The sequence below is a fragment of the Streptomyces sp. NBC_00483 genome, assembly GCF_036013745.1.
GTDB lineage: Bacteria > Actinomycetota > Actinomycetes > Streptomycetales > Streptomycetaceae > Streptomyces.
Map to the genome: position 1 here is coordinate 4,379,447 of NZ_CP107880.1, position 19,773 is coordinate 4,399,219.

Annotated in this window: 17 protein-coding genes and 1 pseudogene; 11 read left to right on the forward strand and 7 right to left on the reverse strand. The window is 65.9% G+C overall.

All coding sequences use genetic code 11. The features are described from left to right. Positions 1 to 38: 38 nt before the first annotated feature. Positions 39 to 2,789 carry a penicillin acylase family protein gene (locus tag OHA73_RS19345; protein WP_327655663.1) on the reverse strand — a complete coding sequence of 917 codons (2,751 nt, stop codon included), beginning with the start codon at positions 2,787 to 2,789 and terminating at the stop codon, positions 39 to 41. A gap of 168 nt (positions 2,790 to 2,957) precedes the next feature. Between OHA73_RS19345 and OHA73_RS19350 the strand changes: the two genes are divergently transcribed. The 6 genes from OHA73_RS19350 to mscL all read left to right on the forward strand — a co-directional run bounded on the left by OHA73_RS19350 (position 2,958) and on the right by mscL (position 8,725). Further along, positions 2,958 to 4,493 (forward strand): potassium/proton antiporter, encoded by a 1,536-nt coding sequence (locus OHA73_RS19350; protein WP_443063218.1) that lies wholly within the window; start codon positions 2,958 to 2,960, stop codon positions 4,491 to 4,493. A gap of 237 nt (positions 4,494 to 4,730) precedes the next feature. After that, entirely contained in the window at positions 4,731 to 6,023 is a 1,293-nt protein-coding gene (locus OHA73_RS19355) for an MFS transporter (RefSeq protein ID WP_266711150.1), read from the forward strand. A 69-nt stretch (positions 6,024 to 6,092) separates the two neighbouring features. Continuing rightward, the gene (locus tag OHA73_RS19360) at positions 6,093 to 6,443 is read left to right on the forward strand and encodes an FmdB family zinc ribbon protein (protein ID WP_327655664.1); all 351 of its coding nucleotides are present in this window, start codon (positions 6,093 to 6,095) and stop codon (positions 6,441 to 6,443) included. An 83-nt stretch (positions 6,444 to 6,526) separates the two neighbouring features. Continuing rightward, positions 6,527 to 7,393, forward strand: coding sequence for an S-methyl-5'-thioadenosine phosphorylase (locus tag OHA73_RS19365; protein WP_327655665.1), 867 nt, complete (start codon positions 6,527 to 6,529; stop codon positions 7,391 to 7,393). A 183-nt stretch (positions 7,394 to 7,576) separates the two neighbouring features. Then, complete coding sequence (locus OHA73_RS19370; RefSeq protein WP_323187262.1) at positions 7,577 to 8,143, forward strand: hypothetical protein; 567 nt, start codon at positions 7,577 to 7,579, stop codon at positions 8,141 to 8,143. Between the two features lie 117 nt (positions 8,144 to 8,260). Further along, positions 8,261 to 8,725, forward strand: a complete 465-nt coding sequence (mscL, locus tag OHA73_RS19375; RefSeq protein ID WP_426903118.1) for a large conductance mechanosensitive channel protein MscL — start codon at positions 8,261 to 8,263, stop codon at positions 8,723 to 8,725. Positions 8,726 to 8,744: 19 nt separating this feature from the next. Here mscL and OHA73_RS19380 read toward each other — a convergent pair whose 3' ends face one another. Genes OHA73_RS19380 through pflB form a run of 3 tightly spaced genes read right to left on the reverse strand, consistent with a single transcriptional unit; the run spans position 8,745 to position 12,138 of the window. Continuing rightward, positions 8,745 to 8,960 carry a hypothetical protein gene (locus OHA73_RS19380; protein WP_267070128.1) on the reverse strand — a complete coding sequence of 72 codons (216 nt, stop codon included), beginning with the start codon at positions 8,958 to 8,960 and terminating at the stop codon, positions 8,745 to 8,747. 46 nt (positions 8,961 to 9,006) lie between these two features. After that, positions 9,007 to 9,819 carry a pyruvate formate-lyase-activating protein gene (gene pflA, locus OHA73_RS19385; protein WP_266711159.1) on the reverse strand — a complete coding sequence of 271 codons (813 nt, stop codon included), beginning with the start codon at positions 9,817 to 9,819 and terminating at the stop codon, positions 9,007 to 9,009. Between the two features lie 48 nt (positions 9,820 to 9,867). Continuing rightward, a complete protein-coding gene (gene pflB, locus OHA73_RS19390; protein WP_267070127.1) occupies positions 9,868 to 12,138 on the reverse strand; it encodes a formate C-acetyltransferase in 2,271 nt (756 codons plus the stop codon). 301 nt (positions 12,139 to 12,439) lie between these two features. On the opposite strand from pflB, the pseudogene OHA73_RS19395 reads away from it, so the two are divergent. Beyond that, positions 12,440 to 12,661: pseudogene (locus OHA73_RS19395) on the forward strand (low temperature requirement protein A); the annotation flags it as partial. A gap of 142 nt (positions 12,662 to 12,803) precedes the next feature. On the opposite strand, the gene OHA73_RS45770 reads toward OHA73_RS19395, so the two are convergent. Beyond that, complete coding sequence (locus OHA73_RS45770) at positions 12,804 to 13,175, reverse strand: DUF7848 domain-containing protein (protein ID WP_443063097.1); 372 nt, start codon at positions 13,173 to 13,175, stop codon at positions 12,804 to 12,806. Between the two features lie 261 nt (positions 13,176 to 13,436). On the opposite strand from OHA73_RS45770, the gene OHA73_RS19400 reads away from it, so the two are divergent. The 4 genes from OHA73_RS19400 (at position 13,437) to OHA73_RS19415 (ending at position 15,826) form a co-directional block, all read left to right on the forward strand. Continuing rightward, complete coding sequence (locus tag OHA73_RS19400) at positions 13,437 to 13,691, forward strand: hypothetical protein (protein WP_327655666.1); 255 nt, start codon at positions 13,437 to 13,439, stop codon at positions 13,689 to 13,691. Further along, complete coding sequence (locus tag OHA73_RS19405; protein ID WP_327655667.1) at positions 13,663 to 14,178, forward strand: DUF6879 family protein; 516 nt, start codon at positions 13,663 to 13,665, stop codon at positions 14,176 to 14,178. The genes OHA73_RS19400 and OHA73_RS19405 overlap by 29 nt, the downstream gene beginning before the upstream one ends. A gap of 20 nt (positions 14,179 to 14,198) precedes the next feature. Next, on the forward strand, positions 14,199 to 15,044 hold the full coding sequence (locus OHA73_RS19410; RefSeq protein WP_327655668.1) for a helix-turn-helix domain-containing protein: 846 nt from the start codon (positions 14,199 to 14,201) through the stop codon (positions 15,042 to 15,044). A gap of 116 nt (positions 15,045 to 15,160) precedes the next feature. Continuing rightward, entirely contained in the window at positions 15,161 to 15,826 is a 666-nt protein-coding gene (locus OHA73_RS19415) for a hypothetical protein (RefSeq protein WP_327655669.1), read from the forward strand. A 972-nt stretch (positions 15,827 to 16,798) separates the two neighbouring features. Here OHA73_RS19415 and OHA73_RS19420 read toward each other — a convergent pair. Further along, complete coding sequence (locus tag OHA73_RS19420; protein WP_327655670.1) at positions 16,799 to 17,704, reverse strand: phage major capsid protein; 906 nt, start codon at positions 17,702 to 17,704, stop codon at positions 16,799 to 16,801. 603 nt (positions 17,705 to 18,307) lie between these two features. After that, positions 18,308 to 18,565 (reverse strand): hypothetical protein, encoded by a 258-nt coding sequence (locus OHA73_RS19425; protein WP_327655671.1) that lies wholly within the window; start codon positions 18,563 to 18,565, stop codon positions 18,308 to 18,310. Positions 18,566 to 19,773 lie beyond the last annotated feature (1,208 nt).

Below are 19,773 nucleotides of genomic sequence, written 5' to 3' on the forward strand. Positions count from 1 at the left end.
TCACGCGCACGCGTGAGGCCCCTTCGGTGTTGATCCGGCTACGGCTTCAGGACCAGCGAGTCCTCGGTGCTGTCGCCGACGGCCTTCTCGGAGAAGTGCCACGGCAGCAGGTCACCCTTGACCCACTTCTCGGTCTGGTCCGTGTAGTGGTCGCTGAAGGTGTGCCCCGAGGCGCCCGTGAGGTTGATCCACTTGGACTTGTCGAGGTCCGCCATGTTGACCACCATCCGCATGGACGGCACCCAGTCGACTCCGTAGCCGCCCGCGGCGTTCCAGCCGGTCGCGTTCACGGCCGCCTCGCCGCCGCCCAGCTTCCAGGGGCCGCGGTTGAGCACGTACTGCAGCCAGCCGGGGCCCTCGGTGCCGAGGGTCTGGTTCTTCAGCTCCAGCTTGTGCAGCCGGCCCCAGCTCCAGGTGTCGATGTCCTTGCCGAGCTTGGCCGTGAGGTCCCAGCGGGCGTCCTCCATGGCGCGCTTGAACAACTGGTCACGGTTCTCGGTGGGTTCGTTCGTGCGGCTGCCCGGCGTCTTCCACCAGTCGTTCTTCGGATCCTTGATGATCTTTCGGACGACCTCGAACCAGCGGTCGCCGCCGTCCGGCTGCGCCGAGTGCGTGTCCCGCTCGCCGCACTCGCGGACCTTGCGGTCCTCGTCGGCGGGGCCCGACTTGTCGACCGGCTCGACGCTCAGGCACTGGCCCTCGACACGCAGCTCCTTGGGCAGCTTGTTGCCGAAGGCGAGCTTGAGGATGTTGCGCCACACGGAGTTGAAGTACGCCGCGGCGGCCGAGTCCGGGTTCTGGGTGTAGTCCCAGTTCTCCAGGAGCTGCTGCGCGTCCCTGACGTCCTTGTCCTGGACGTCGATCTTCTGCAGGTAGGGCACGAGCAGCTTGGCGATCTCGCTGCTGTTGTCCATCTGCATGGTGCGCATGTCGTCGGTGGAGATCTTCCCGCCGTCCTTGATCTTCGACTCGATCAGGTCGGTGATGCGCTGGCTGCGGGTGCCGTAGCCCCAGTCCTTGGTCAGCGTGTACGGGTAGCTGTCGTCGACCACGGCCTGGTTGGCGGTCACGATGTAGCCGCGCTTCGGGTTGAACTCGTAGGGCAGCTCGTCCTGCTTGATGTAGCCGGTCCAGCGGTACTTGGAGTCCCAGCCGGGGGACGGCAGCGAGCCGTCGCCCTCGCCGCGGGTCGGGATCCGGCCCGGCAGCTGGTAGCCGATGTTGCCCTCGGTGTCGGCGTAGGTGAGGTTCTGCGAGGGCACCTGGAAGTCGGCGGAGGCCTTGCGGAACTCCGACCAGTTCGACGCCTTGTCGAGCCCGAAGACGGCGTCCATGGTGTTGCCCGGCTGCAGCGCGGTCCAGCGCAGCGCGATGCCGTAGCCGTCGCCGCGGTCGGGGGCCGCCGCGTCCACGCCGGCCTTCTTGCCGACCTTCACGAGTTCGGAGTTGCGGTCGGACAGCAGCGGCCCGTTGTCGGTCTCCCGCACCGTGATCGTCTTGGAGTCACCGCCGGCGACCTTGATGGTCTCCTTGCGGGTCTTGAAGGGCACCGTCCTGTCGTCGACCAGGTAGCCGTCGCCGCTGAACTTCTCCAGGTAGAGATCGGTGACGTCGACGCCCGAGTTGGTCAGGCCCCAGGAGATGTTCTGGTTGTGGCCGATGACCACGCCCGGCATGCCGGCGAAGGTGTAACCCGACGTGTCGTACTGGCACTTGCTGGAGACGCTCGTGCAGTGCAGGCCCATCTGGTACCAGACGGACGGCAGTTGTGGCGCGAGGTGCGGGTCGTTTGCGAGCAGCGGCTTGCCGGTGATGGTGTGGTCGCCCGAGACCACCCAGGAGTTGGAGCCGATGCCGTTGCCGTTGGGGCCGAGGCCCGCCGAGTCGGGGATCTCGTCCAGGACCTTGGAGAGGCCGCCGAGCTGGCTCTGGAGGCCGCTGGGGGCCCCTGCGTCGCCCGTCAGGCCGGTGCCCGCCGCCCCGGCCGACTGTGTGCTCGTGCCGCCCGAGGACGCGTCGTACGACTTCGTGGCGCTGTTGTACCCGCCCTCCTGCACGATCGGCTTGTGCCGCGTGTAGGGGTAGTCGGGGTACAGGTCGGCGATCTGCTTCGGGCCGAGCCGGCTCGTCATCAGCGAGCGGTCGATCTCCTCCTGCATATTGCCGCGCAGGTCCCAGGCCATTGCCTTGAGCCAGGCCACCGAGTCCACGGGGGACCACTTCTGCGGCTTGTAGTCGTTCTCGAAGCCGAGCGCGACGTATTCCGCGGAGATGTCCTTGCCGCTCTTGCCGCCCAGATAGGAGTTGACCCCCTTGGAGTACGCCTGGAGGTACTTCTTGGTCGAGGGCGACAGCTTGGTGTCGTATTCCTTCTGCGCCACCCGGCGCCAGCCCATGGTGCGCAGGAACTCATCGGTCTTGACCTGGCCCTTGCCGAACATCTCGGAGAGCCGACCGGAGGTCGTATGGCGCCGCACGTCCATCTCGTAGAAGCGGTCCTGCGCCTGCACGTAGCCCTGCGCCATGAACAGGTCGTGGTCCGTGGACGCGTAGATCTGCGGGATCCCGTAGCTGTCCCGCTTGACCTGCACCGGCCCGTCGAGCCCGTCCAGTTGGATGGACCCCGTCGTCTGCGGCATGGACGCGCGGACGCTGTCGACGCTCCAGTAGGCACCGAATCCGAGGCCCGCGAGGACGGCCAACACGAGGACGATGACGATCAGTCGGGCTCGGCGCCCCTTCTTCTTACCGGGTGGGCTGCCGGCAGAGGCATTCGTAGTGGAGGGCATCGGCGGGATCCTTGCTGTCCTTCGCTGGCTGCGGGCGAGAGCAACCTTACGAGCAGTGCGGTGCGGCTCCGGACGCGGAGTCGGGAAGCAGGGTTCTACGAAGAGCGGCGTGACGAAACCGGCATCAAGAAAGCGTTAACGATTAGGTAAGGTAACGAAGTAACTTCCCTGTCGCAGTTTCCCTCCTGGAAGGAACAGCCCCTGACTGTCCACCAGCTCAACCAGCTCCTGCTCGTCGGCGCACTCGTGCTGCTCGTGGCGGTCGCCGCCGTGCGCATCTCCTCGCGCAGCGGACTGCCGAGCCTCCTGCTCTATCTCGGCATCGGCGTCGTCATGGGCCAGGACGGGATCGGTCACGTCGACTTCAGCAACGCCGAACTGACGCAGGTCATCGGCTACGCGGCGCTCGTCGTGATCCTCGCCGAAGGCGGTCTGGGCACGAAGTGGAAGCAGATCAAACCCGCGCTCCCAGCGGCCGCCGCCCTCTCCCTCGTGGGCGTCGCGGTGAGCGTGGGAGTGACGGCCGTCGGCGCGCACTACCTGGTGGGCCTCGAATGGCGACAGGCACTCATCATCGGCGCGGTGGTCTCCTCCACGGACGCGGCGGCGGTTTTCTCCGTTCTACGTAGGGTGCCGCTTCCGGCACGCGTGACCGGCGTCCTGGAGGCGGAGTCCGGCTTCAACGACGCCCCTGTCGTCATCCTTGTCGTCGCGTTCTCCGCCGCGGGCCCCATAGAGCACTGGTACGTCCTCATCGGCGAGATCGCCCTGGAGCTCGCGATCGGCGCCGCCATCGGGCTCGCGGTCGGCTGGCTCGGCTCCTTCGGCCTGCGGCACGTGGCCCTGCCCGCCTCCGGCCTCTACCCGATCGCCGTCATGGCCATCGCCACGTCCGCGTACGCCGCGGGCGCCATGGCCCACGGCAGTGGATTCCTCGCCGTCTACCTGGCGGCGATGGTGATGGGCAACGCCAAGCTGCCGCACTGGCCGGCCACCCGCGGCTTCGCCGAAGGGCTCGGCTGGATCGCGCAGATCGGCATGTTCGTCCTGCTCGGCCTGCTGGTGACCCCGCACGAACTGGCCGACGACATCGTGCCCGCGCTCCTCATCGGCCTGGTCCTCACGATGGTCGCGCGACCCCTGTCGGTCGTCGTCAGCCTGGTGCCCTTCCGCATACCGTGGGCGGAGAAGGCCCTCATGTCATGGGCCGGGCTGCGCGGCGCCGTACCCATCATTTTGGCGACGATCCCGATGGTCACGGGCGTCGCCGACAGCCAGCGGATCTTCAACATCGTCTTCGTCCTGGTCGTCGTCTACACCCTCATCCAGGGCCCCACGCTGCCGTGGCTCGCCGGAAAGCTGCGCCTGGCCGGCTCCTCCGACGCCGCCGACCTCGGCATCGAATCGGCGCCCCTGGAGCGGCTGCGCGGGCACCTGCTGTCCGTCTCCATCCCGGAGAGCTCACGGATGCACGGCGTGGAGGTCGGCGAGCTGCGGCTGCCCAAGGGCGCCGCCGTCACGCTCGTCGTCCGCGACGGCACCTCCTCCGTGCCCGCCCCGACCACCGTGCTGCGCCGGGGCGACGAACTCCTGGTGGTCGCCACGGACCCGGTGCGGGACGCCGCGGAGGCGCGCCTGCGGGCCGTCGCCCTCGGCGGCAAGCTGGCCGGTTGGTTGGGTACCGCGGGCCCGGAAGCCCGTTAGCATGGATGCACAGACCATGTACGACCGACTCTGCCTGACGTAGAGCCGGCGCGACCGCAAAGCGGCCGCGGTCCCCTTGCAGCGCTGTGCTTCACAGCGTTCGATCTGCTTGGCCCAGGGCCTCTCCTGGCGCGGACCGTAGGTATCACTCGGTTCCCGGCGCATGAGGACGGCTCTCGGCGCGCACCCCTCAACCAGGAGGACCGCGCGCTACCAGGCGGCAGAAAGGCGAGGACCGTGCCACAGAAGGACACGGTCACCGATCCCGGCACCCAGCGGGCCGAGCGCCCCGGCTACGGGCAGCTCCTGCGCACCCGCGGGGCCTGGACGTTCCTGCTTCCCGGCTTCGCGGCGCGCCAGCCGTTCGCGATGCTCACGATCTCCATCGTGCTGCTCGTGCAGCACACCACCGGCTCCTACGGCACCGCGGGCGCGGTCTCCGCGACGACCGGTGTCGCCATGGCGCTCTTCGCGCCCTACAGCGGCAAGCTGGCCGACCGCTTCGGGCAGCGTGCCGTGCTGCTGCCCGGCGTGCTCGTGCACTCCGCGGCCGGGCTCACGCTCACCGCGCTCGCCCTGTCCGGGGCGCCCACGTGGGCGCTGTTCGTGGCCGCCGTACCCACGGGTGCCTCGACCCCGCAGATCGGGCCCATGGTCCGTTCCCGCTGGGGCGTGAAGCTGCAGGGTTCGCCCCTGATGCAGACGGCCGCCGCCTTCGAGTCGGTCACCGACGAGTTCACGTTCGTGCTCGGCCCGCTGTTCGCGACGGCCCTGTGCACCGGCATCGACCCGGCCGCGGGCCTGATCACCGAGGCGGCGCTCACGCTCGTCGGCGGCCTCCTGTTCGCCGCCCAGAAGGGCACCCAGCCCCCCGTGGCCGGCCTGGAGGGGCACGCGCGCGTGCAGAACGCCTCCGCGCTCCGCGTCCCCGGTGTGCGCGTCCTGATCGTCACGTTCCTCGGTATCGGCTCCGTCTTCGGCGGCATGCAGGTCTCGCTCGCCGCGTACACCGAGGCGATCGGCGAGCCCGGCCTCAACGGCGTCCTCTACGGGATCTTCGCCGCCGGCAACATGCTCTCGGGCCTCGTCTGCGGCGCCATCGCGTGGAAGATCTCCCCGCAGCGCCGGCTCCTCGTCGGCTACACGGCCCTCGCCGTCATGGCCTCGGGGCTGTGGGCGGCGCAGTCCGTGGTGCTGCTCGCCGGGCTCGGCCTGCTGGTCGGCGTGTGCATCGCGCCGTCCCTGATCACGGGCTACACGCTGGTCGACAAGATCGTCCCCGCGGGCTCCCGCACCGAGGCCTTCACCTGGCTGACCGGGGCGGTCGCGCTCGGTCAGGCGGCCGCCGTGACGGTGTCCGGACAGCTGGAGGACCGCTTCTGGGACGGCGCCGGATTCCTCGTCCCGATGGGCGGCACGGTGCTCGCCCTGGTGGTCATGTTCCTGCTGCGCTCGCGGCTCGCACCGCCCTCGACGGGGCGGACCGTGGCACGTGGTGTGGGTCACCGCGAGCCCGTGGCAGTGGACTGATCCCGCGGAATAGGTCACTATGGATCGTCGTTAGCACTCATCGAGTGAGAGTGCCAGGAGGAAGACACAGTGCCGACTTACCAGTACCAGTGCACCGAGTGCGGCGAGGGCCTCGAGGCGGTGCAGAAGTTCACCGATGACGCCCTGACCGAGTGCCCCAGCTGCAACGGCCGCCTCAAGAAGGTGTTCTCGGCCGTCGGCATCGTCTTCAAGGGCTCCGGCTTCTACCGCAATGACAGCCGCGGCTCCTCGTCGAGCAGCAGCCCGGCGTCGGCCTCGAAGTCGTCGTCCGGATCCGAGTCGTCGTCCGGTTCGGAGTCGAAGTCCTCGGACTCGAAGTCGTCCTCCGACTCGAAGCCGTCGACGTCCTCTTCGTCTTCGTCGAGCTCGTCGAGTTCTTCGACGTCCTCCGCCGCGTAACCACGCCGCGAATTCTTACGAGACCCTGTCGTCATCCGACGACAGGGTCTTCGGCGTTCCCGACGTGACTACTGTGCTGACCCATGGGGACCAACGCGAGCAACGTGAACGCAAGCACCGCCGACGCCGAGATCGGTGTGATCGGCGGCTCCGGCTTCTACTCGTTCCTGGACGACGTGACGGAGATCAGCGTCGACACCCCCTACGGACCGCCGAGCGACTCGCTCTTCCTCGGTGAGGTGGCGGGGCGCCGGGTCGCCTTCCTGCCCCGGCACGGCCGCGGCCACCATCTGCCGCCGCACCGCATCAACTACCGCGCCAATCTCTGGGCGTTGCGTTCCGTGGGTGTGCGCCAGGTACTCGGCCCGTGCGCGGTGGGCGGCCTGCGGCCCGAGTACGGGCCGGGGACGCTGCTCGTGCCCGACCAGTTCGTGGACCGCACGAAGTCGCGGGCGCAGACCTACTTCGACGGGCATCCGCTCCCCGACGGGACCGTGCCGAACGTCGTGCACGTCTCGCCCGCCGACCCCTACTGCCCCGCGGGGCGCAGGGTCGCGGTGAAGGCGGCGCGCGGCAAGGACTGGGAGCCGGTGGACGGCGGGACGCTCGTGGTGGTCGAGGGGCCGCGGTTCTCCACCCGCGCCGAGTCGCAGTGGCATGCCGCCATGGGCTGGTCGGTGGTCGGGATGACCGGGCACCCCGAGGCGATGCTCGCCCGTGAACTGGAGCTCTGCTACACGTCGTTGACCCTCGTCACGGATCTGGACGCGGGCGCGGAGAGCGGCGAGGGCGTCTCGCACGACGAGGTGCTCCAGGTGTTCGCGGCCAATGTGGACCGGCTGCGGACGGTGCTGTTCGACGCGGTGGCGGGGCTGCCGGCGGACGCGGAGCGGGACTGCCCGTGCGCCGGGGCGCTGGGCGGGATGGATCCGGGTTTCCGGCTGCCGTGATGCTGCCCTGAGGCTGCCGTGAGACCTGAATATCCCCTCGTGAGGCCTGAATCTCCCCTTCGGGTGAGGGAGTTGTCCACAACCGCTCGGTAGTGCACGGGCTCCGGCGGGATGCGGCGCGGAGGCGGATGGTGGTCGGCGAGACGGGCGCGGTGCCCGTCCGGCCCGACCGATCCGCAGGCGGTGGCGACCTTGTCCGCATCTGTTCCCGTCCCGTACCAGCTCAGCATTCCTCCGACGTCCGAGGTGCCGCCCTTCCCTCCCGTGCACGTACGCGGCGCGCGGTGGCGGCCGGGGCGCGCGGGCAGGCGCCGGCACCGGCCGGCCGTGGCGGCGGGACTCGTCCTGACCGCGGCGGCGCTGGCGGTCGCGGTGCCGTCGTCCGGCGCGGGAGGCGGACCCGAGCCCCCGCACGCGGCGGCGCCGGGCGGGCGGGCCGACGCGTCCGCCGCGCCGGTGTCGGCGCCGGTGCGGATCGCGGACGCGGGGGCGGTGCGGCTGCTGCGACCGGGCGACCGGGTCGACGTGGTGGCGGCGCGGGCCGACGGCGGGCCGGGGGTGCGGGTGCTCGCGTCCGGCGCGCGGGTGGCGTCCGTGCCGAAGCCGAGGCCAACTCTCGGTCAAGGCGGCGATATCGGCGAAACCTCGACGACGGGCGGGGCGTTGGTGGTGCTGACGGTGGAACGCGCGACCGCGGCGCGGCTCGCGGGCGCCGGAGCCGCTTCTAGGTTGGCGGTGACGGTGTGGTGACGTATATCTCCGCAAGTCCCCCGTTCGAGCTACCGAATTGGACAGGTCTGAACCGAACTGTCGTAGGTTGCGGAAGCGTTTGCTCCACTACCTGGACATGTGAAGAGAGGCCTTCTGGTGAGCGAGAACAACGGACCGAGCCTGTGGGAAGGCTTCAAGGCCTTCCTCATGCGCGGGAATGTGATCGACCTGGCGGTCGCCGTGGTCATCGGCGCCGCATTCACCAACATCGTGAACGCTGTGGTGGAAGGGGTCATCAACCCGATCGTCGGAGCGTTCGGGACGCAGGACCTGAACAAGTACGCGTACTGCCTGAAGGGCACGTGCGAAGCCGGCAGCGACGACAGCATCCAGATCATGTGGGGCACTGTCCTCAGTGCCGCCATCAGCTTCCTGATCACGGCCGCCGTCGTGTACTTCCTGATGGTGCTGCCGATGGCCAAGTACCTCGCCCGGCAGGCCGCGAAGAAGGCCGAGAAGGAAGGCACCCAGGAGGTGCTGGAGGTCTCCGAGCTGGAGGTGCTCAAGGAGATCCGCGACGCGCTCGTGGCGCAGCGCGGCTCGGGGCACACCGAGCCCTAGCAGGGCTGGCCGCGGCCCTTCAGATGTGGTGGGGCGGCTTCTCGTCGAGGAAGCGGGCCAGGTCGGCGGCGCTGTTGTCGCCGGCTGTCGGCCGCTCGCCCCAGCCGCGGTCCGTGTCGTCGGAGGACTGCGCCGTCAGCGGATCGTCGAAGATCAGCGCGGCCTTGGGGTCGCGCTTCTTGGGGTCGCGCTTTTCGTGGTCACGCTTCTGGGGGTCGGGGGCGGGGCTGCTCATGGCTCCAGGGTACGTCGCCGGGGGCGACGGCCCCCGGCGTGCCGGGTCAGACGGCCGTGAGGCCGTGGGACTCGAAGATCGCCTTGGCGGAGGCGACCTGCTCGGGGGTGGGCGAGGGGGTGTCGTGCAGCGTGAAGGTCTTGCCGAGAGCCTGCCACTTCGCCTCGCCGAGCTTGTGGAAGGGCAGCACGTCGACCCGGGAGACGTTGCCGAGGGAGCCCGCGAACGCGGCGACGCCCTCGATATTGGCGGGGTCGTCGGTCAGGCCGGGGACGAGCACGAAGCGCACCCACACGTTCTTGCCGAGGTCGGCGAGGCGGTGCGCGAAGTCGAGGGTCGGCTGCAGCGGGCGCCCGGTGACGTGCTTGTAGGTGGCGCGGTCCCAGGACTTGATGTCGAGCAGCACCAGGTCCACATCGCGCAGCAGGGCATCGGTGGCGCGCACGCCGAGGAAGCCCGAGGTGTCGAGGGCAGTGTGCAGGCCCAGCTCGTGCTTGAAGCGGTGCAGCAGCTCACCGGCGAAGACCGGCTGGAGCAGCGGTTCGCCGCCGCTGATGGTGGCGCCGCCGCCCGCGGCCTCGATGAACCGGGTGTACTTGGCGGCTTCGGCGACGATCGCGTCGGCCGCGGTGCGCTTGCCGTTGCGCATCTTCCAGGTGTCGGGGTTGTGGCAGTACAGGCAGGTCAGCGGGCAGCCGGAGAGGAACGTCACGAAGCGGGTGCCCGGCCCGTCGACGCCGGTCGACAGGTCCCAGGAGTGCACCGAGCCTTCGATGGGGCGGTGGGTCGCGGCGGCGGCCGGGGTGGCGGCGTCGTTCGCGCCGAGGTCACTCGCGGTCCGGGTGAGCAGCACGGTCATGGCGTTCCTCCTCGTGTCCTTCAGGGTGTCCCGGTCGGGAGGACCGGCTCAGAGGGAGCCGTGGAAGGTGCGGTTGATGACGTCCAGCTGCTGCTCGCGCGTCAGGCGGACGAAGTTCACCGCGTACCCGGAGACCCGGATGGTCAGCTGCGGGTAGTTCTCCGGGTGCTCCATGGCGTCCTCGAGCGTCGCCTTGTCGAGGACGTTGACGTTCATGTGGAAGCCGTCGCTGGCCATGAAGCCGTCGAGCACGCCGGCCAGGTTGCCGATCCGCTCGCCGGGGGTGCGGCCCAGGGCGTCCGGGGTGATCGTGTTGGTCAGCGAGATGCCGTCCTCGGCGTCGTCGTAGGGCAGCTTCGCGACCGACAGGGCGGAGGCGATGTAGCCGTGCTCGTCGCGCCCGTTCATCGGGTTGGCGCCGGGGGCGAAGGGAGTGCCGGCGCGGCGGCCGTCCGGGGTGTTGCCGGTCTTCTTGCCGTAGACGACGTTCGAGGTGATCGTGAGCACCGACTGGGTGTGCACGGCGTTCCGGTAGGTCGGGTGCTTGCGGACCTTCTCCATGAAGCCGTGGACGATGCGCTTGGCGATCTCGTCGACGCGGTCGTCGTTGTTGCCGTAGGCCGGGTAGTCGCCCTCGATCTCGTAGTCGACGGCGAGGCCGGTCTCGTCACGGATGACCTTGACGTTCGCGTGCTTGATGGCCGAGAGGGAGTCCGCGGCGACCGACAGACCCGCGATGCCGCAGGCCATGGTGCGCAGGATCTCCTGGTCGTGCAGGGCCATCTCGATGCGCTCGTAGGCGTACTTGTCGTGCATGTAGTGGATGACGTTGAGCGCGTGGACGTAGGTCCTCGCCAGCCAGTCGAGCATCGCGTCGTACTGTTCGGCGACCGTCTCGTAGTCGAGGTACTCGCCCTCGATGGGTTCGAAGCCCTCCACGACCTGCTTGCCGGACTTCTCGTCGCGGCCACCGTTGATCGCGTAGAGGAGCGCCTTGGCGACGTTCACGCGGGCGCCGAAGAACTGCATCTGCTTGCCGACGGCCATCGCGGAGACGCAGCAGGCGATCGCGGTGTCGTCGCCGTACTTGGGGCGCATCAGGTCGTCGGACTCGAACTGGATGGCCGACGTGTCGATGGCGACCTGGGAGGCGAAGTCCTTGAAGCCGCGCGGCAGTTCACGCGACCAGAAGACCGTCAGGTTCGGCTCGGGGGCCGGGCCGAGGTTGTAGAGCGTCTGCAGCGCGCGGAAGGTGGTGCGCGAGACGAGCGGGCGGCCGTCCTCGCCGATGCCGGCCATCGACCAGGTGACCCAGGTCGGGTCGCCGGAGTAGAGGTCGTTGTACTCGGGGGTGCGCAGGAAGCGGACGATGCGGAGCTTGATGACGAAGTCGTCGATGAACTCCTGGGCCTCGGACTCGGTGATCCGGCCGGCCTCGATGTCGCGCTGCAGGTAGATGTCGAGGAAGTTGTCGATGCGGCCGATCGACATGGCCGCGCCGTTCTGCTCCTTCACGGCGGCGAGGTAGGCGAAGTACAGCCACTGGACGGCCTCGCGGCCGGTGCGGGCCGGGCCAGAGATGTCGTAGCCGTACGACATGGCCATGGCCTTGAGCTCGTTCAGCGCCTTGATCTGCTCGGAGATCTCCTCGCGGTCCCGGATGACGTGCTCGGTGGGCCAGGCGGCGCTGAGCTTGTCCTTGTCGGCCTGCTTGGCGGCGATGAGGCGGTCGACACCGTAGAGGGCGACGCGGCGGTAGTCGCCGATGATGCGGCCGCGGCCGTAGGCGTCCGGGAGGCCGGTGATGATGCCGGAGGAGCGGCAGGCGCGGATCTCGGGGGTGTAGGCGTCGAAGACCCCCTCGTTGTGGGTCTTGCGCAGGTGGGTGTAGATCTCGCGGACCTCGGGGTCGGCCTCGTAGCCGTACGCGTTGAGGGCGCCCTCGACCATCCGCCAGCCGCCGTTGGGCATGATCGCGCGCTTCAGCGGGGCGTCGGTCTGGAGGCCCACGATGAGGTCGGTGTGATCGGCGGCGGTGCCGTCGATGTAGCCGGGCCGGAAGGCGTCGATGCGGGACGGGGTCTTCGCGTCGACGTCGTGGACGCCGCGCTCGATCTCCGCGGGGAACATCCCGAGGAGCTTGTCCCACACGGCAGTTGTGCGTTCGGTCGGTCCCGCGAGGAAGGAGCCGTCACCCTCGTAGGGGGTGTAGTTCTGCTGGACGAAGTCGCGGACGTCGACGGCGTCCCGCCACAGCCCTCCCTTGAAGCCGTCCCAGGCCTCGCCGTGCGTCGTCTTTTCCGCGGGAGTGGCAGTCATCTGCGGCACCTTCCCCATCTCTTCGACCGGTGGGTTGCTACGTGTTCATTGCACTCCTGCGGGGCTCGCCGGAGGGGCGGCAATGGTCCTGAGTTCAGGACCGTAGGGCCTTACTTCGGGCCGGAATCCGCTGGCACTTCCGGGGTGACCTGGGGTTTTCCTCGGGACTTTCGACCCATGTTCGCTTGTGAACGCATTCACAAGAAATGTGCCGGATTTCCGTGGTACCGCGGGCTGCCGCGCACGTGCGGACTGCGTGCCGAATCCCCCACGGCACGGCCGGATCTGCTGGGGTGGGCGCATGACGTCCACGCCAGACAAGCGCTCCCCGATCCGCCGCATGGTCGAGAGGGGGCGCGACGAGGAACACCGGGCCGCTTCACCGCTGGAGCTGTTCTTCGACCTGTGCTTCGTCGTCGCCGTCGCGCAGGGCGGGGCGGAGCTGGTGCACGCGGTCGCGGAGGGGCACTCGGGCGCCGGCGTGATCGACTACGCGCGCGTCTTCTTCGCGATCTGGTGGGCGTGAACCAAGAGAACAACACCATACCGAAAGCCCCTGACCACGGGCTATACGCGAGCAGTAAGAAGCCCCGTCTACACACCGGGGGGATGTGCAGACGGGGCCTGACACCTGTTCCGACCGTGGACCAGCCCGGAACAGGGGCTTATGAGTGGACTACTTCGCCCACATCTTCAGTGACGCGCGAGAACCGGCTATGTGCTTCCCCCTGCTGCTCTGCGTGGACCAGGCAGGCATCTTGGGCCACCTCAAGCTCAGCGGTAGGTCCAACGGACCATTTACAGCCGTTGGCCAGGCAGCGAGCCGTGAGCGTCATTTCGGACTCTGCCGCTCTACGAATCGTGCGCATGACGAAGCGGTAAGCCACTCGTCTCACAGCGCGTCGCCATCCGTGATCCACTGGTGATCCATCTTCAGGTGCCGGCGTAGGCGTACGTTCAGGTCCGTTACGCGACTGCCGTTCCCGTTTGCCTTCGCATTGCGTCGTTCTCGGGTGAGCAACCGGCATGTCATGCATCCGTCTACGCCTTCAAGGTGCTCACTGCGGATCAGCGGAAGTTCCACGGGCGTTCCCTGCGTTGTGCTCGCCTGCATACGTCCAACCCCCAGCGTCGCTGTCCCGTGTGAGGGAACCAGTCAAGGGCCGTTCGACTACTCGCTTCCATGAACTTGCACCGACTTGCACGCGCATGTCTTGGCAGGTGCCCTTGACCTATGGGCCTGAACAGTCAGGATGGCTATGCAAGTTCGAGCAAGCCACACACGGAGAGAGGCTGTCATGTCGCTACGGTTCGTGGGCATTGACCCGGACACTGACCAAGACCACTGCCCAACTGTCTGGGCGGACGAAGAAGCGGGCGAACTGGTGCTACAGGGCTGGAAGGCGGGCCCTGAACTGCGATCAGCGTGTGAGGCAAACACAACAGCCAACGGGCCGATTCCGGACAGCGAAGAAGTCATCAGGATTCCGGCGCGGATGGTGCCAATGATCAGGGAAGCGTGCAATGCAGTCGAGCGTTCCGCCGTTCAGTGAGCTACTGGCCAACACCAGAAAATCCGCTGTCCACTTGGAGATGCGTGACGACTACGGCGCCAACCCCCGCCTAGAAGCCTGGCAGCGCGGAGAGCGCATCAACTGGGATGACCGTGAGACCTGGTGGCAACCGTTCCATCAGGTCATTGCGGATGCGGTCTCCCGCGGTGTCGTGATTCGCCGTGCCCGCATCGTCTCTGAGCCTGTCAGCGAGTACATCCGATGGGAGCACTACGCGACACATTCCAACGTCGTTGCTGGCGAGGATGTGCGCTGGCTCCCTCGCAGTCAGGCCGCCGGAATCCTGGTTCCTGTCAATGACTTCTGGCTGTTCGACGGGAAGCTACTGCGCATCCATCACTTCGCAGGGGACGGAAGCCACGTGCGCGACGAACTCAGCGAGAACTCAATGGAGTTGGAGCACTGCGCTGCGGCGTTTGAGGATATCTGGCAGCGCGCAGTTCCCCACGACCAGTTCAGCGTCTAACACCAGCGGACATCCAACTCATGCCGTCGCCATCCTCCCGCGCCCAAGAGGCGAGAGTAGCCATCGCCAGCCGGCTACGGGACCTGCGACTAGATGCGGGTATCACAGCGCGCGAGTTGGCTGTCCGCTGCGACTGGAGCGAGTCCAAGTCTTCCCGAATCGAGCACGCCAAGACACCCCCTAGCGACGCTGACATACGCGCCTGGTGTGCAGCGTGCGGGGTACCGGAGCAAACCGGTGACTTGATCGCTGCCAACAGGCAGGCAGATTCCATGTACACCGCGTGGAAACGGCTACAGCGAACCGGTCTTAGGCGACTGCAAGAGTCGGGCGTACCCCTCTACGACCAGACACGACAGTTTCACGTGTACTGCTCGAATGTCGTTCCCGGATTCTTCCAAACGCCTGGCTACGCAACCGCGCTGCTGTCATCCATCGCCCGGTTCCGCGGTACGCCTGACGATGTGTCAGATGCAGTCGCGGCGCGCATGGCCCGATCAGGCGTCATCAGAGAAGGTGACCACCGGTTCGCCGTGCTGGTGGAAGAGTCTGTATTGCGGTACCGGATCGGAAGCCCAGAAGTCATGGCCGCTCAGCTAGGCCACTTGCTGTCAGTCATGGCGCTCCCTTCGGTCTCCCTGGGGGTCATCCCGTTCGCAGCACCCCGTGAGGCGTGGCCGCTGGAAACGTTCACTGTCTTTGACCGTCAACGGGTGCACGTCGAAACGCTGGCAGCCTCCATCAAGGAGACTCAGCCCAGTGAAGTTGCCCTATATCTCCGGGCGTTCGGCAACATGAAGAGGGTTGCCGTCTATGGAGCGGATGCACGGTCCTTGATCACGTCTGCCATTGACGCACTGACCTAGCTGACCAACCGTCTACGTCGGGAGGACTGGCCGCGCATCGTCCACCGTGGTCACTGGCGCGCTACTCTCTGAAGTACCTGATGGCTTCAGGTGATCCACAAGGTTGGAGTCCGTAGATGGACGAAAAAACCCTCGCCCTCATCGCCATCGTTGTCTCAGTCCTCACCGCCGTGGGCACGCTCATCTATACGCATCAACAGATGAAGGCGGCCAAGAAGGCTAATGCGCTGGCCGAGCAAGCCCAGCGAGAACAGGTACTGCCCTATGTGATCGCGGATATCCGAGAACGAGTACCAGGGTCGCAACTTCTCTGCTTTTTCATCGAGAACAGCGGACCGACAGTGGCTCGTGATGTTCAGCTATCTGTTGAACCTCCCCTACGTTCCGCTCTAGGGGAAGAAACGGCAGCCAAGCTGAACGAAGCCGTAACGCGTAAGATTTCTGTACTCCCCCCAGGTCGTAGCCTTATGTACCTGATGGACGTTGGAAATAGGCTGTTCAAATCAGACCTACCTCGCCAATACACGGTAGTAGTGAACGCTTCAGGGCCATTCGGCGCCGTCGAGACATTGACCTACACAATTGACCTTGAGGTATTGAAGGCTTCACTCCTGAACAGAGAGTCACTGGAGTGGAGCACGCACGTAATAGCTGAAGAGTCGAAGAAGGCCACGAAGGCTCAGAAGGAACAAGCAGAAATCTTGGAGAAACTGTTCCGCACAGCTTCAGAAAGAATCGCATCGAACTCATCCGATGATGGCACGCCAGAGATTGAGCCGTAAGCGTCAAATCAAAAAGCCTGTCATCCTGCGGGGCCTGCTACTCGGTTTCAGCCCAGTCTGTCACACGCCGGTCATGCTCGGGTACTTGAAAAGACTCGTCACCGGAATGCTTGGCGAACTGTCGCCTGGAACACGCAGAAAGGAACGCCTTACGGTCGTCGTACGGGATTTCCCAGAGCGGCCGGCATAGTTCTTCATCGCTGAGGAGCATGAAGGCAGCAACACCGGCAACGTGGTTAGTGGTCATCATTCACTCTCAAGACATAAGAAAGCCCCGGCCAGCAAGTGACCGGGGCATAGAACGGGCCGAACCTGTCCGCGCAAAGCTTTCAAGCTGCGGCGCTAGTTTTTTCCCTCCCTGCCGCGCTTCTGTGGGGCGGGGAGGGGGTCACCCCCCAGGGGGTGGGTCAGAACGGAGGCTCATCCGTCCGCGCGTCATGCTCCGCTGTCCAGCGCTGCCATTCACGTTGAGCCTGTGACTGCCTCTGCCGCTCAGCCACGACACCACCAGCCTGGTTACGGCCTGTCTCACGGTTATGGCAGCGGACGCAGAGTGCTCTTAGGTGTTCATGCGCGTTCGGATCAGCAACACCACGCTTGACCAGTTCCTTGCGACTCAATGGCCAATGGTCAGCGACACGCGCGGACTGGCGACACAGAACACACCACGCATTCTGATACAGGAATGACTCACGCTTCCGCGGCCATTCCTTTCCGTATGCGCTGGTCCCCTTCTCGGCACGTCGTGCAGTCAGCATGTGTATGTGATCAGCGCATGCGCGCTCTCTCCCGGCGACCAGGTTCGGACAGTTGGGTGTGGCCGTACATCTGCGGCGGGGCAGGTAGGGCATGGGGCTCCTTCGGGCGATAGGGGTACGCCGGCTGGCAGGGAGCCCCTAGATACACCAATGGCCGGGTAGCTCCCCCTCGAAGTCCGGCAAACAAGGGAACTACCCGGCTAGGCGCTAGCGATTAGCCAGCGGCATTGGTGATGCGGACATGGGCCGCAGCAACCGGCATACCGAAAGCGACTCGCATAGTGCCTCGCACAGCAACACGGTCAGACGAGAAATATGCCGAGCGGTCAACGTCAAGGCGTGTGTCCTCACGGGTCACCACCAGGAAGTCATCCTTGCTGATGCCGTAAACGGTGTCCGCCGGAACGTACGGGCTGACAATGATCGGCCGGCCAAGGATGGTTCGCCGACCATCAGCGGTCAGGTCCGGGTTTAGAAGCGCCTTGTTGGAACCGGTCGCATCCTTGAGCTTCGCAATCTCAAGGGCCGTGGCAGCGCCGGTAACCCAAGACGTGATCCGTCCCCCGGCAGCCTCAGACTTCGAAATGGCCTCTTCGAACGGGTCAAGGTTGGCGTAAGTGACCGGGGCCGCAACCGTAGAAATGCCCGCCAGCGAAGCGAAGCCGGATGGATTAGGGGAGGCCAGCGCGTTGAACAGCGCGTTATCAACGTGGTTGGCAATCATCCGCGCGATGCTCCGGCCAATCTGGTCGGTCGCAGAAGGGTTGGAGTCATCGGCAAGTTCACGGCTGATGATCGTGAGGCCAGCGAACTTAGCCGGAGTGACCACCAGCTCATCAAGGTCAGCGTCGGAAGGAGCGATCTCCGCACCCTCAGCAACAGCGCCACCGGTCACATCAGCCGCGAGAATCGGGATTCGATAGTCGTGCGACTTCGTGAGAATCTTTGTGCCGGTCAGGTAGGCCACAGAAAGAGCCTCAACGGGCTTCGTGACAATCTCCCCGTACTCCGGGGGTAGAACAGCACCGTTGGCAGGCGTAAGCATGGTCATGCTTGAATTCCTTTGCGTTTGGGCATGGGCGCGGCGAATGGCCAGCGCAATGAATGGGGCCCGCTGCACCTGGCAGCACGGGAAAGCGGGCGCCTGGCCCAAACGTGAGAAAACCGCCGCCCACCTGGGGCACTAGCGGTTCCTCAGAAGGCATCTACGGGAATTGGTAGATGCCTATTCAGTTGTGTGAGGGGGTGGGGGAGTTGGCGCCCCCACCCTCCCTACCGGCCCTTGAACTGAAGCGCGTCTTGCATCCTCAAAGGGCCGGCCGCTACTTCGCGTCGACCGCCGCCAACATCACCCCAGGGAGCGGAGCCATTGCGGAGACCAGGGCGCTTATCTAGGAGCGCTGCTACTGCGGCATCAACCGCATCCGGCATGACGTTCCCTTCCGGGTCGGTCAGGTCATCGATGTTGGCTCCGCCAATTTCGAATAGATCAGCGCCAACGGCGAGTTTGCTTGCTGCGTGTGCCTCAATTTCCTTGCGGAGTAGGGCATTTACGCGGGCTTCGTAAGCATCTAGCTTCGTCTCAGCCTCGCGCAGCTTCGTTCGGTACTTGGCCGCTTCTCGGTTGCCTGAAGCCCCTTCACCTGACGCGCTGCCAGTTGGGTCAGCCGGCGGAGGAGCATCGGGATTCTGTTCGGGATTAGCCTCGGCGGGAGTTGGAGCCTCAGCCATTGGCCTGCACCCCTTCGTCGTAGACGTGCGTCAGGAGGTGGGTCGCTGGCGCGTGCCGGACGTATGCGACGACGTCCACAGCAGTCACGGTGTCGCCGTAGAAGTCGCGCATTTCCGCTTCGTTGAGAAAGAGCGCCTGAGACAGCGCAGAAACAGGAAGGCGAGTATCCGGCGCGCTGCGGGCTATCGCTGTAACGATCTGACAGGCGGCAAACTGACTGTCTGCCACCTCAGCAAGAAGAGACTTCAAGGTATGTGTCCTTTTCGATATTCCTCCCGCCGCTCAACTGGCCCAGGACACGGAACCCAGGAGCGGCGAGGGAAGAATGTGAGCCCACCCCTGGAAGGCATCGCGCCTGTGCGACCGCAGGGGTGGGAACATGCGGGTGACTAATCCCGCGTTGGAGTACGGGCCATGCCTAGCCCTAACCGCCGATGCCTGTCAGCGGAACTTGTGACCACCTACGGATTTCCGTAAGTGGTGAGGCTGTTCTGGGACCCATCCATCAAATGACCCCCGCCGCCCGGTAAACCAGTGAGACCAGGAATGCCAAGTTGAATAGCTCCGCGGCGAAGTAGAGACGCGTCATCATCGGCTGTCAGCCCGCTTGGCGTACGCACTGACTAGCCGGCTGTGCGTTGCGCGCTCGACTTCTAGTGACACCTTGCCGTAGCGGCGCCCTAGCGTTTCCCGCGCGGCCAGGTACCTATGGGCAGCGAGCGCACTGGCTTCACGGGCCGTGGCTTCCGTGTAGCGCTGTTCGTGGTCCACAGCGAGATACGCGGCCTTAATGAGGGGTGCGCACTCAGCTTCCAGCCCCTCTATGCCGACACGGCGGTAAGCCTGGTCGTACTTCCTGTGACAACTACGGCACATGGCCACGTAGTTGGAAGTGTTCTCGGACCAGACTCGCTTGCCTGCGTGCTGCTCGTTAGGGTCCGTGCCCCAGCGGTAGGCCCAATCGGACGCCGTGCGCAGACACCAGGCACAGTTGTGGTACTTGGCCGGGAGTCGCAGCCTGTCTAGCGTCCGGTGGATGCGGTGGTACGCGGATTCGACAGAAGTCATGTCGGGAAGTCTTTCGCTGGGGGTGCAGGAATGACTAAAGGCCCGACCCAGGGACTCAGCATGACTAGGCACCCCTGCCAGTCATGCGAGTCAACCCGGATCGGGCCTCTAGAGAGTGCGGATTAATGCCCCCGCACGGGCGTTCATGGGCGGGCCTCATCAGGGGTGCGGTCCGCTGGGCAGGCTACCTATTGGTGCCTACAAAGGTATCTAGTGAGTCGATTGCCTTCTGAGGCTTAAAACGCGAGATTCTGGCCGGGTCGCTGAATTCCGTTACGCGCTCGTTATCGTTGGCGTAGGTGAACAGCGGAAGATTCGCGCGTACACCCCACCTGACCTGCAAGAGTGCAGGAATGTAGATTTGAGGTTCGTTTCGGTAATCGACTAGA

Excerpts from the sequence above, each read along its gene's own strand:
- OHA73_RS19410 (WP_327655668.1), top strand. The coding sequence starts at position 14,199 with ATGCCGTCGCCATCCTCCCGCGCCCAAGAGGCGAGAGTAGCCATCGCC.
- OHA73_RS19365 (WP_327655665.1), top strand. The coding sequence starts at position 6,527 with ATGGGGACCAACGCGAGCAACGTGAACGCAAGCACCGCCGACGCCGAG.
- OHA73_RS19380 (WP_267070128.1), bottom strand. The coding sequence starts at position 8,960 with ATGAGCAGCCCCGCCCCCGACCCCCAGAAGCGTGACCACGAAAAGCGC.
- OHA73_RS19345 (WP_327655663.1), bottom strand. The coding sequence starts at position 2,789 with ATGCCCTCCACTACGAATGCCTCTGCCGGCAGCCCACCCGGTAAGAAG.
- OHA73_RS45770 (WP_443063097.1), bottom strand. The coding sequence starts at position 13,175 with ATGCATGACATGCCGGTTGCTCACCCGAGAACGACGCAATGCGAAGGC.
- pflA (WP_266711159.1), bottom strand. The coding sequence starts at position 9,819 with ATGACCGTGCTGCTCACCCGGACCGCGAGTGACCTCGGCGCGAACGAC.
- OHA73_RS19415 (WP_327655669.1), top strand. The coding sequence starts at position 15,161 with ATGGACGAAAAAACCCTCGCCCTCATCGCCATCGTTGTCTCAGTCCTC.
- pflB (WP_267070127.1), bottom strand. The coding sequence starts at position 12,138 with ATGACTGCCACTCCCGCGGAAAAGACGACGCACGGCGAGGCCTGGGAC.
- OHA73_RS19405 (WP_327655667.1), top strand. The coding sequence starts at position 13,663 with ATGCAGTCGAGCGTTCCGCCGTTCAGTGAGCTACTGGCCAACACCAGA.
- OHA73_RS19400 (WP_327655666.1), top strand. The coding sequence starts at position 13,437 with ATGTCGCTACGGTTCGTGGGCATTGACCCGGACACTGACCAAGACCAC.